This window comes from Paenibacillus montanisoli (genome assembly GCF_003268025.1).
In the GTDB taxonomy this organism is placed as follows: Bacteria; Bacillota; Bacilli; order Paenibacillales; family Paenibacillaceae; genus Paenibacillus_Z; species Paenibacillus_Z montanisoli.
In genome coordinates this window covers 21,716-34,284 of sequence record NZ_QLUW01000002.1, presented here as the reverse complement: position 1 = coordinate 34,284, position 12,569 = coordinate 21,716, and the positions used below count along the sequence as shown (strand labels likewise).

Here is a 12,569-nt window from a genome sequence, read left to right as displayed (position 1 = left end):
GATAGAATGTTTATATATAAAAGCGTACGTATAAATACCCATAATGGCAGAATAGCCCGCATTGCATTCAAATAGGAGGTTATCGTTAGATGCAGCAGAGAGCGCTAGAGGTGTTCAATTCCAAATCGATTTTCTCCAAAATAATCATCGTTTTCATGTGCGTTATTGCACCTCTGTGCGTACTCAGCCTATTTATCAATTCGAAGGGCGAGTCGGCTGTCAGACGGGAAATCGACAAATCGCTGGGTGCGCGAACCGCTTATTTCTCCGGATTGCTCACCGTGGAACTGAACCGGATGATTCAGCACCAGAAAGAATTCATTTTCGACCGCGACTTGCAAAGGTTGGTTTATCTGTACAATACGCTTGGCAAATACGAGTGGGGCGAGACGATTCTAAGGGCGCAGGAGAAAATGCAAATCATTAAAACGTCCAGCACATATATCAAAAATGTTTCCGCTCAAATGCTGGAGACCGGCAAAGTCGTCTCCAACGACAACGCGATCGGCACCGTCGACCGGGATGCGGTGGACGCGTTCGTCAAGCAATTTCACGCAACCGGCTCCCCACTCATGTACTACCAGGACAGGCTGCTGCTAGGCTACATTTATCCGGACGCGATCCTGACGCAGCTCAAGCCGGATTACGTCGTTTTTATCGAGCTTTCCGTAAGCGAGCTCCGCAAGGCGCTTGCCACCTTTACGAAAGATTATGAAGGCGCGGGCGCCGTACTGGCCGACCTCCAGCAAGGGTGGACCATAACGAATGAGCAGGACCGTACCTTTATCGCATCCATGTTGGACAACATCCAGGTCCGGTCCGACAAGGAGCCGGAAATCAAATCGTTTCGATCGGGTACGACGGACTATCTCGTTTCCTATCAAATGGATCCAAGCACGCACATGGCGCTGCTAGTTTATATACCGGAGAAGCAGGTGCTCGGCGACCTCAGCTCCTATCGCATCTGGTTTTGGCTGCTGTCGGTCATATCGATGCTGATCATTGCCGTATTCGCGCTTTGGGTTTACCGGCTAATCCACAAGCCGCTTACCAAGCTGGTGTTCCTGTTCCGCAAAGTGGAAGACGGCTATCTCGAGCCGGCTGCTCTTCCCAAAGGCCAGGACGAGTTCCGTTATCTCTATGAGCATTTCAATTCGATGGTATCGAAGCTGAAAGACCTCATCCACAAGCTGTACGAACAGGATATGAGAGCCAAAAATTCAGAGCTGAAGCAGCTGCAGTCGCAGATCAATCCGCATTTTCTGTACAATACCTATTTCATCCTGCACCGGCTTGCCAAGATGAACGACAACGAGAGCGTCATTCTTTTCAGCCAGTACCTGGGTGAATATTTCCAATTTATAACGCGCAACGGCGCATCCGAAATTCCGCTGGAGCAGGAGCTCAAGCATGCCCGCTTATATGTGGACATTCAGCAGATCCGCTTCTCGAACCGGATTGACGCGGAATTCGATCCGCTGCCGGATGACTGCAAGGACGTGCTCGTACCGAAGCTCATCGTGCAGCCGATTATCGAGAACGCCTATAAATACGGGGTCGAGCGCATGAGCGACGACGGGCTTATCTCGGTCAGGATTGCATCAAACCCGGAAACGGTCCGGATTATAATAGAGGACAATGGAGCGGGAATGGACGAGGTTAGCCTGCAAAAGATGCAATCCGAGCTTGGATCGGCTATGGACGGCGAGGAGATTACCGGGATTCGGAACGTGCATCGCCGGCTGCAGCTGCAATTCGGCAAGGAAAGCGGCATCGTGCTCGGTCACGGAGAGAACGGAGGGCTCCGAGTGGAACTCGTCATCATGCGGCCGCAAATGCATGAAGAGGATAAGAAACTTCAACGGATGACGGATTTTTAGTATATTTTGACCGAAACATCCGCCTCTATAATGAAATTGTAAACAAATAGATAGCGGAGGAGTCAATCAAATGGGCAAAAGAAGGACTAACTTGTTGCTAGTCACTAGTCTGGTTTCCATGATACTCGTTTCAGCTTGCAGCTCCAACAATTCGGGCGGCGCGAACACCGCCGGCTCGAATGACGCAGGTTCGAACAGCGCTGGCACGAATTCAGCGTCGAGCTCGAATACCGCAGAAGAATCGATCGATCCATTAGGCAAATATGATCCTCCAATCGACCTTACCACTGTCCGCAGCACGCTCGATGGCACGAAGTTTCCGAAAGGCGACTCCTGGGACAATAACACCTGGTCACGAGCATACGAAGAATTTTTAGGCATCAAAATCAAAAACAATTGGAACGTATCCAATGCCCAATTCGATCAGAAGATGAACGTGTCCATCGTTTCCGGCGACTTGCCGGATTTGATCCCGGTCAACGCGAAGCAGCTGCAAACGCTGGTGCAGGGCGACATGATCGAGGATATGACGGAAGTGTTCGAGAAATATGCTTCCCCCATGCTGAAAGAAACGATGGCGGCAAATAACGGACTGCCTAAGAAGTCGGCTTCGTACGACGGCAAATTGATGGCGATTCCGGGCTATGTCCGCGGCAACGACGATGTAGATATGATCTGGATTCGCGAAGACTGGCGAATCAAGCTAGGACTGCCGGAGCCGAAGACGATGGACGATCTCGTGAAGATCATTCTGGCGTTCGCAAACGACGATCCGGATGGCAATGGCAAGAAAGATACGTACGGTCTAAACCTGAACAAAACGCTGTGGGACGGCTACTCCGGCCTTCGCGGCTGGTTTAACGGATTCCATGCTTACCCGTACAGCAATGAATCGACCTCGATGTGGATTAAAGACAAGGACGGCAAGCTTGTGTACGGCTCCATTCAGCCGGAAATGAAAGCGGCCTTGGCGAAACTGCAGGAGATATACAAAGCCGGCGCCATCGATCCGCAATTCGTCGTCTATGACGGCCCGAAATCGGCCGAGAACGAGAAGAACGAGAAGACCGGCGTTCATTTCGGACACTTCTGGAACATCGGCTGGCCGATCGATCCAACCGACAAACAGAAAAATCCGAACATGGAGTGGAAGCCTTACCCGATCGTCTCGGTGGACGATAAGCCTGCGCAAGTAGCGGTCGTTCAACCGCAATCCACGTGGTTTTATGCGGTGAAGAAAGGGTACAAGCATCCGGAAGCGCTCGTGAAAATGCTGAATCTGTACTACGAGAAGCTTTATGGAGAAACATCCGAGCCGTCCGTCTATCACACGCAAATCATCGACGGCGAAAACTATGGCATTTTCCCGTTCTCGCCGGTTGACGGTCAAGTCCCCCAGAAGAATCTGAACGCATGGCGTTTGCTGCAGGATGCGTTCAAGAGCGAGGATACGTCCAATCTGAATCCTGAACAAAAGCAGTACTATGACGCCTATATGAAATACGTGAAGGATAAGGACGTGACGAACTGGGGAGCAGACCGCACCTGGGGTCCTGAAGGTTCGTACTCCGTCATCGCCAATTACACGGATAACAAATTGATGCTGACGAACGAGTTTATCGGCGCTCCAACGCCGACGATGGCGCAGAAAGGCTCTATCCTGATGGACATGGAGAAGCAGATGATTACGAAGATCATTCTGGGCGAGTCGGTCGATTCCTTCGACACGTTCGTGGAAAACTGGAAGGCATCCGGCGGCGACCAAATTACGAAAGAGCTTAACGATTGGTACGCGGCCAACAATCAATAAATCTTGAAGGAAGAAGGGAAGGGTTCCTTCCCTTCTTCCTTACTTATAAGGGGTGCAGCGATGAGAACCAGAAACAAAATTCCGGACTGGGGCTTACACCTCATGATTTTGCCCGGGCTCGTGATGATTGTTTTGTTCAGCTATTTGCCGATGGCCGGCTTATCGATCGGCTTTCAGAACTTCATTCCGACCAAAGGCTTGTTCGGTTCAGATTGGATCGGATTCGATAATTTCGAGTATGTGTTTACAATGCCGGACACGACGACCGTTATCCGCAATACGATCATCATCGCGGTGCTCAAAATGATCGCAGGCCTCATCGTGCCGATCATTGTCGCGCTGCTTCTGAATGAAGTCGTCAAAGCGGTCTACAAAAGAGTCATTCAAACGATTATTTACCTGCCACATTTCTTGTCTTGGATTATCCTCTCCGGCATTTTGATCGATGTGCTGTCTCCGTCGAATGGGATCGTGAACCAGTTTCTATCGATTTTCGGCGTAAAGCCGATCTTCTTTCTCGGTACGCCGGAATGGTTCCGGCCTTCCTTAATCGTATCGGATGTTTGGAAAGAGTTCGGGTTCAGTACGATCGTTTACTTAGCCGCGCTGACCAGCATCAATCCTGCGCTCTATGAAGCCGCCGAAATGGACGGCGCCGGAAGATGGAAGCAGACCTGGCATATCACGCTGCCCGGCATGGCGCCGATCGTCATTCTTTTGGCTACGCTTAGCCTAGGCAACATTCTCAATGCCGGCTTCGACCAAGTGTTTAACCTCTATAGCCCCGTCGTATATGAGACCGGCGACATCATCGATACCTATGTCTATCGGCTTGGATTGATCAACTTCCAATTCGGCATCGCGACGGCCGTCGGGTTGTTCAAGTCCGTCGTTTCGTTCATCTTGATCTCCGCATCGTATTTCTTGGCTTACCGTTTTGCGAATTACCGCATTTTCTGACAAGCTGCTCATCATTAAGCATAGCCGCAAGGAGGGGACGATATGGTACGCAACAACAGCTTTGGCCGTTACCTGTTTCAATATGGCAACCTCGTATTTCTCGCATTGCTCGCCTTTCTTTGTTTGTTTCCCATGCTTCAAGTACTCGCCATTTCATTCAGCTCCAGCCATGCGGCCGCCAGAGGCGCCGTTACGTTCTGGCCGGTAGAATTTACGCTCGACGCCTACAAATATGTAGCCGATAAACCGGAGTTTCTGCGGTCGCTGCTCGTGACGGTGGAACGGGTCGTACTGGGAACGGCCGTCAACATGTTTCTCGTCGTGCTGATCGCCTATCCGTTATCAAAAGAATCGTCCCAATTCCGCTTTAGAACGCTTTATGTGTGGATATTCGTGTTCACGATGCTCTTCAGCGGCGGCATGATTCCGACGTATCTGGTCGTAAAAGAGCTTCATTTGCTGAACTCTATCTGGGCTTTGGTGCTTCCCGTGGCCGTGCCGATCTTTAACGTCATCCTGCTGCTCAATTTCTTCCGCAACATTCCGAAGGAGTTGATGGAGGCATCGCATATGGACGGGGCCAATCATTGGCATACGCTGTGGAAAGTCGTCATTCCGATTTCGCTTCCCGCAATCGCGACCATAACGCTGTTTGCAACCGTTTTCCACTGGAATTCCTGGTTCGACGGCATCATTTATATGAATTCTCCTGAAAAATATCCGCTCCAAAGCTATATGCAGACGATCATCGTCGCGCGCGACATGACGAATCTATCGGAAAGCGAACTCGTATCGCTCAAAAATTTATCCGACCGCAACGTCAAAGCGGCGCAGATTTTCCTCGGCGCTTTGCCGATATTGCTTTTGTATCCGTTTCTTCAGCGTTACTTTATGACAGGTATCGTGATGGGAAGCGTCAAAGAATAATAGGGAGGTCATCAACGATGTTGTTCAATTGTCCGACAACGGTTCGATCCTACGCCGCTACCGCGGAAAATATGAAGTCCGAAAGAGGCGCAGGCGGCCAGGCCAATAACGGGCGCAAAGGCTCGGCCTGCGTGTCGCCATTCAAAGCCGGCGCCATCCATACGCTGCTCGACGTGGATGGAACGGGCATCGTCAGACATATTTGGTGCACGATTCCGCCCGGTAACGTAACGCACATGCGCAATCTGATCGTACGGATGTACTGGGACAATAACGAGCAGCCGAGCGTTGAAGTGCCGCTTGGCGATTTCTTCGGCGTTGCGCACGGCAGACAGCGCCATATGATCACGGATTATGTCTCGATGCAGGACGAGCGGGGATTCAATTGCTGGATTCCGATGCCGTTCCGCACGCATGCCCGCATCACGATCGAGAATGACGCGGGGATCGATGTCGAAATGCTCTTCTATCAGGTTGACTTCACGCTTGGCGACAAGCTGGACGAGGAAGCCGGTTATTTTCACGCGCAGTTCAGACGGCAAAATCTGTGCCCGCTGTTTGAGGATTACGTCATTCTTGACGGCGTCGAAGGGACCGGGGTCTATCTCGGCACGGTGATCGGCGTCCGAAGCATCCTCCAGGAGAAAACCTGGTTTGGCGAGGGCGAAGTCAAGTTTTTCATTGATGAAGATAAAGCCTATCCCACGATTTGCGGTACGGGGCTCGAAGATTATATAGGAAGCGCATGGGGCTTGCGGGAGGTCGTCACGCCTCAGCAGGGGGCCCCGATGGTGGACTACCCGAACGCGCTCTTCTCCATGTACCGGTTCCACGGCAAAGATCCGATCTATTTCCGCGAGTCGCTGAAGGTGACCGTGCAGCAGATCGGGTATGGACCTCGGGAATCCGCAACGCTTGCCTATGGCGAGCAAGCTGTCTGTTATCCGGCAGCCGGCAACGGGATAGAGAACTGCCTGCATGAACGCAGCGATGATTACAGCTCCGTCGCATACTGGTATCAGACCGTGCCGAGCCGTACATTCCCTAAGCTTCCCGATCGCGAGCAGCGGCTTGCCGACCTTCTGATTGACAAGGAAAAGGGCCCGGTTCGAGCCGATCAGTAACACAAGTAAGAAGGGGGAATTCGATTGTATCGATTATTGATTGTAGATGACGAGCCGATCATCGTTGACGGACTGATCGATTTTTTCTCCGATTTGAGCGAATTTCCCGAGCTGGAGCTCTATCATGCTTATTCCGCGCAGAACGCAATGAATATATTGCGTTCTACGCGTATTGATATTGTGCTGTCCGACATTGAGATGCCCGGCATGAACGGTCTTGCCCTGCAGAAGGAAATCATCCAGCGGTGGCCGAGATGCAAAGTGATCTTTCTGACGGGGTACAACGACTTCGACTACATTCATACCTCGAGCCGCAACGGCGCAACCGATTATGTCCTCAAGACCGAAGGCGACGCGCAAATACTCGGAGCAGTCCGCAAGGCGGTGGAGCAGCTGGAATCCGAGCTTGCGCTCGAGCATTTGGTGCGCAAAGCCGAAAGCCAGATGACGCAGGCGCTTCCGCTGATGCAGCGCGAATATTTACTGGAGCTGCTGGGCGGCACCATGGCCGCGGCGGATAATAAAGCCTGCAACGCGCAGCTGCGGGAGCTGAAAATCCCGCTGCAGGCTGATCGGCCGCTGCTCATGGTCATGGGCCGCGTCGACGCTTGGCGGGAAGAGATGAGTCAGTCCGACAAAATGCTGTTCCTCTATGCGGTTCATAATATCGCGGAAGAATACTTGGCTGATGCATTTCATTTAATTCAAATCAAATACGGCCAGGACCGGTTCGTTTGGCTGCTGCAGTCCAAGGATTCCGATTCGGCGGCGATTGGCGAGGAACGGACACGGCCGATTCATATGTTAAACGGTTATATGGAGCTCATCCAATCCTCCTGCAGCAGCTGCTTGAAGATCCCATGCTCCTTCATGCTTGTCAGCGAGCCGTTCGAATGGGATCAAATATCACAGCGGTTCGATACGCTTTCCTTTCTGTTCGCGCGCGGTCTCGGGACGAGACAGGAAATCTTGTTGTCGGATCAGCAGTTGTTCGAAGCCTTTGAAGAACGGCAGGACGGCAGAACGATGATGCGTACGGTGCAGCTGCTTTCCGATTTTCTCGACAAAGGGCAGAAAGAGGAGTTTATGGAGCTGTTCCATTCGTTTATGGGGACGATTAGCGGAACATCAGTCGCCAAAACAGGGACGGCGGTCGAAGTGTTTTATTCCGTCGTCTCGATGTTTATCTCGTACATTAACCGTTGGGGGCTCATGAAGACGGTCTCCGAGCACTTCAACATCAGCAAGCTGTTCAGCATTGAAGAGCATGCGACCTGGCGGGATGCGGCCGCACAATTCATGAAGCTGGCAAACGTGCTGTTCGACGAGAAATCTAACGAGAACGAGCAGCAGACGAACGAAGTCATCCGCAGCGTCCAGGAGTATGTCAAACATAATCTAGGCGGCGATTTATCGCTGACTCGGCTGGCGGAGTTCGTTTATCTGTCTCCTTCGTATTTGTCCAAATTGTACAAGCAGGAGACAGGGGCAAGCTTGACCGACTTTATCATCGAAACCCGCGTGCAGAAGGCAAAGGAGCAGCTGCTCCAGAGCAGTTGAAAATTCATAAGATCGGCAGAGCGGTCGGCTTCGAGTCTGCCGCCTATTTTGCAAGATGCTTCAAAAAAATGACCGGCCATACCCCGCAGGAATTTAGAGACGGAGTCCGAAAACTTTAAGGGGGAGGGATGGAAAAAATGGAAACGTATGCATTTCATATAAATCGTGTGATGGGCCGATTTATTCGAAGCATGACGTGCGATACCATCGGGTCGGTAAAACCCGAAGTGACGAGCCAATGGATCAACGAGCATACAGTCAGATACAATCTGGCGTTTCAGCTTGATACAGCGGTGCAGCAGGACGATTGGCAGCTTACCATCGAGCCATCGTTCACTCCTACGTTCCACTGGGCTCCGCATCTGACGCCAACGGATCGGCATATCATCGACCAGCACAGCTTCCGGTCGCCGGCGCTGATCGCCATGGATGGCAAGAAACTGCTGATCCTCGTGCCGGATCTTGATCTGATGCGCGAAGGAACGCCTGTCCGCTGGTATATGGACAATGACGCGCTGCGCAACCGGCTGACGCTCGGCATGAGCGAGTATCAAGTGACCGAGCATGTCTTGTACGAGCGGAAGGCGGGTGCGCAATATTCGGCTGGCACCGTTCAAGCGGGCTTCTACTTAATGACCTTCGAGGATGAAGAAGCGCTGAACAACCCTTGGCGGCCGGTGCTGGAATTGCTGTGGGAGCGATGGGGCAGCCCGTTGTTCCACGGGGGAGCGCCGGAGGAATTGCCTCTCGACCGGCTGGTGAGCCATACCTATAAATGGGCGTTTGATAGCTGGAAGGACGCCGTATGGCAGGAGTTCGAGCTGGATGGCGTGAAAGTCGGAGCGGCGGCCTTTATCGTGAATGTGACGCAGAGCCCGAATTATCCGGGCCCGGTTAATGAACGGGAGTTCCGCTCCATTTGGAACCAGGCTTGGTTCAGCTCGCTGCGTTCCGCTCAGGGCGTGTTCCGGTACGGGCTGGAAACGAATGACCCGCAAATGCTGGAGCGCGCGCGTTTGACCAAAGAATTGGCGCTCGCTGCCCCGCAGCGCGGCGGATTGTTTCCGACCGTCATCGCCACGGAAATGGAGCGTCTATCGGTGGATGGCGTGGAGGTCAACCGGTCCAAAGGATGGGAGACGGCCTACTGGGGCAATTCGAACCGAAATCCCGTGAGCGATGTTCATCCGGTTCGCACGGCGCCTTATCATGTGCTTGATATGAGCTGGACGGCACTCCTGATGCTGCGCTGGTACGAGGAGCTCGAAAAGGACGAGCGTCTTTATGATTATGCGGTTCGTTATGCGGATGCGCTGCTCGGACTGCAGGACGAGCGAGGTTTTTTCCCTGCTTGGCTGGATCACGAGACGCTTGAGCCGCTCGGGATTTTGGACGATTCGCCGGAAACCGCCATGTCGGTCACCTTCCTGCTGAAATTGTATGCGCTTACCGGAACGGAAGCTTATTTGCAGTCCGCGTTGAAAGCTGCGGATGTGATTGCCGTCGAGATCGTTCCGACGGGACGCTGGGAGGACTTTGAAACCTACTGGTCCTGCTGCCGTTACGGAAGCAAGGAGCTAGTGGGCCGCAAAGTGGAACGCAACAACATGTTCAAGCAGTGCAATTTCTCCATGTTCTGGAGCGCGGAAGCGTTTCTGGCCTGCTACCGGCAAACCGGCGATGCGTCTTATTTAGCGCTCGGCGAGCGTTGTCTCGATGAGCTGCTCATGACGCAGGCCTCCTGGCAGCCGCCGTATATTTATGTCAGCGCGTTGGGCGGCTTCGGAGTCATGAACTGCGACGGCGAATGGAACGATGCGCGCCAAAGCTTGTATGCCGAGCTGATCATCGACTATGGCCATGCGCTGAATCGGGAGGAGTATATCGAACGCGGGCTCGCCGCTCTTCGCTGCTCGTTCGTCATGATGTATTGTCCGGAAAACCCGACGTCGAAAGCGCAGTGGGAGAAAGCCCATCCGTTCTTCAACGAGAAGGATTACGGCTTCATGATGGAAAATTACGGCCACGACGGAGTCGTGAACGACAATGGTCTCGGGATCGGCGTGTTTACGATCTTCGATTGGGGCAACGGCGCGGCGGCGGAAAGCTATTTGAGAATGAAGGCGCATCACGGCGAGTTGCTGGAACGATTTAGGATAAGCGGTTCGATAGGGGTAAAGGGGGAGCAGGCATGAGAGGTGCGTCCATGTTGAAGGAAACCGGCCGTACGATTACGGTGGGCGGAGCCGGATGCGACATCGAAGGATTCACTTCCGCTGCCATTCAGCAGGCGGTAGGGGAGCTGCTGCGCAGCGGCGGAAGCGGGACGATTCAACTCGACGAAGGCGCGTACCGCGTGACCGGACAAGTACGGCTATATGACGGGATGACGTTAGCAGGCAAAGGCCCGAAGACGATTTTGCGCAAGTCCGACGGGATCAAGACGCGTTTTACGAGGGATGCCGACACGGGCGAGCTTCAGGCCGAGGTAGAAGATCCTTCCGGATTCGAGCCCGGCATGGGCATGCAGCTGTACGACGAGCCGCAAAAATGGGGGTTTAACGAAAGTACGGCCACGATTACGCGGATCGCAGGAAATACGCTTTTCTTCGACCGCCATCTTGAAAGAGATTACATCTCGGAGGATGGCGGCACGGTGACGAATGCGTGCTCGATCATCGAGGTGCTCGAAGCTCGCAACGTACGCATTATGGATCTTGTCGTGGATGGCAACGGCGACCGCAATTATCCGATCGGCGGCTGCAGAGCCGGCGGGATTTATTTATACAAAGCGGGAAGCTGCCGGATTCGCGATGTTGAAGTCCGCGGCTTTCATGGCGACGGCATTTCCTGGCAAATTACCGAGGATATCGAAGTGCGCAACTGTACCGTGACGGGATGCACCGGCTCCGGACTCCATCCGGGGGCCGGATCGGTTCGCTCGGTTGTGGCGGACTGCACCCTCGAACGCAACGGTTTGGCGGGCTTGTTCATTTGCTGGCGCGTCCGGCATGGCGAGTTCAGCCGCAACCGCATGTGCGGCAACGGCAGCTGCGGGATTTCGATCGGCCATAAGGATTCGTATAACCTCTTCACCGATAATGTCATTTCCGAGAACGGAAACAGCGGTATCCAGTTCCGGGGAGAAAAGCAGGGGAACAGCTCGAACGGCAACCGCTGGCTCCGGAATGTCATCGAGGATAACGGCAGTTTCGAAGAAGGCGGCTTCGGCATCTATGCGATTGGCGCGGCGGCGGACAACGTCTTTATCGGCAATCGCATCGAGGATACTGGCACAGGGCGGCAGAAAACGGCCGTGTGGCTGGGTGAAGCGGTGAGCGGATTTACGTTCGAGTGACGCTGATGCGAGTCGGGGGATTGCGATGAAAATTACCGGGTTGACGATTTTAAAAGTGCCGCCGTCTTGGGTTTGGGTGAGGATCGACACGGACCGGGGCATCAGCGGTTTAGGCGAACCGTACCTCGAGGATCACCCGGAGGTGGTCATTGCGGAAGTAAAGCGGCTCGAGCCGTTGCTGATCGGGGAAGACCCGACCCAGGTGGAACGGTTATGGCGCAAAATGTATGAGTCAGGAAACGGCTATCGCGGCGGTCCCGTGAAAATGAGCGCCATTAGCGGAATCGATATGGCGCTGTGGGATATTACCGGCAAAGCATACGGGGTGCCCGTTCACAAGCTGCTGGGCGGCCCTTATCAAGACCGGATCAAGGTCTACCGGGCTTGTCACGACGAGCCGCCGTATACCGTTGAACCCGGCATGCCTTATCGGCCCGGTCCATTGGCTGCGTTAACCGGCACTGGCGCTGGCGAGGGAGCTTCCGCCCAGGAACGGATGGCGCGATCCGCAGAAACGCTCGCGGAGTGGGGCTTCAAGTGCTTGAAGCTGCATTTCGGCCCGTCGGATTCGCTGGCGGTCGCTGCCGACCTCGAGGACATCGTCGCCTGCGTGGAATCGGTTCGCCGGACCGTCGGCCGTTCGATCGATATCGCGGTCGATATTCATAACACGCATATGAGCCGTGCGCTCAGCCTCGTGAAGCGCATGGAGCCTTCGGGGCTGCTGTTCGTGGAAGAACCGCTGCCTTTGGAGCGCATCGACCTGCTTCGCCGCGTGACGGAAAGCACGCCGATCCCTATCGCGGCAGGCGAACGCTGGATGGGGAAGTGGGCGTTCCGCGAAGCGCTGGAAGCCGGCGCAGCCAGGGGTTAGCTTGTACGAGGTCAACCTGGAAAAGCGGGTTGACCTTTTTTGCGCTTATGCCGCCCCTTTTTCAAACTGGATAACA

Annotated in this window: 10 protein-coding genes; all 10 read left to right on the top strand. The window is 53.8% G+C overall.

The features are described 5' to 3' along the window. Positions 1-89: 89 nt before the first annotated feature. The 10 genes from DL346_RS09350 (at position 90) to DL346_RS09305 (ending at position 12,493) form a co-directional block, all read left to right on the top strand. Positions 90-1,880, top strand: a complete 1,791-nt coding sequence (locus DL346_RS09350; RefSeq protein ID WP_112881882.1) for a sensor histidine kinase — start codon at positions 90-92, stop codon at positions 1,878-1,880. Positions 1,881-1,950: 70 nt separating this feature from the next. Further along, on the top strand, positions 1,951-3,690 hold the full coding sequence (locus DL346_RS09345; protein ID WP_133257506.1) for an extracellular solute-binding protein: 1,740 nt from the start codon (positions 1,951-1,953) through the stop codon (positions 3,688-3,690). Between the two features lie 60 nt (positions 3,691-3,750). Then, a complete protein-coding gene (locus tag DL346_RS09340; protein WP_112881880.1) occupies positions 3,751-4,650 on the top strand; it encodes an ABC transporter permease in 900 nt (299 codons plus the stop codon). 42 nt (positions 4,651-4,692) lie between these two features. Further along, positions 4,693-5,577, top strand: coding sequence for a carbohydrate ABC transporter permease (locus DL346_RS09335; protein ID WP_112881879.1), 885 nt, complete (start codon positions 4,693-4,695; stop codon positions 5,575-5,577). Positions 5,578-5,594: 17 nt separating this feature from the next. Then, entirely contained in the window at positions 5,595-6,701 is a 1,107-nt protein-coding gene (locus DL346_RS09330) for a glycoside hydrolase family 172 protein (RefSeq protein ID WP_112881878.1), read from the top strand. A gap of 24 nt (positions 6,702-6,725) precedes the next feature. Beyond that, complete coding sequence (locus DL346_RS09325) at positions 6,726-8,261, top strand: response regulator (RefSeq protein ID WP_112881877.1); 1,536 nt, start codon at positions 6,726-6,728, stop codon at positions 8,259-8,261. Further along, entirely contained in the window at positions 8,258-8,380 is a 123-nt protein-coding gene (locus DL346_RS29875; protein WP_165822441.1) for a helix-turn-helix domain-containing protein, read from the top strand. The genes DL346_RS09325 and DL346_RS29875 overlap by 4 nt, the downstream gene beginning before the upstream one ends. A gap of 18 nt (positions 8,381-8,398) precedes the next feature. Further along, entirely contained in the window at positions 8,399-10,456 is a 2,058-nt protein-coding gene (locus DL346_RS09315) for a hypothetical protein (RefSeq protein ID WP_112881875.1), read from the top strand. Further along, a complete protein-coding gene (locus tag DL346_RS09310; RefSeq protein WP_112881874.1) occupies positions 10,453-11,619 on the top strand; it encodes a right-handed parallel beta-helix repeat-containing protein in 1,167 nt (388 codons plus the stop codon). The genes DL346_RS09315 and DL346_RS09310 overlap by 4 nt, the downstream gene beginning before the upstream one ends. Before the next feature lie 25 nt (positions 11,620-11,644). Then, positions 11,645-12,493 (top strand): enolase C-terminal domain-like protein, encoded by an 849-nt coding sequence (locus DL346_RS09305; RefSeq protein WP_112881873.1) that lies wholly within the window; start codon positions 11,645-11,647, stop codon positions 12,491-12,493. Positions 12,494-12,569: the final 76 nt, after the last annotated feature.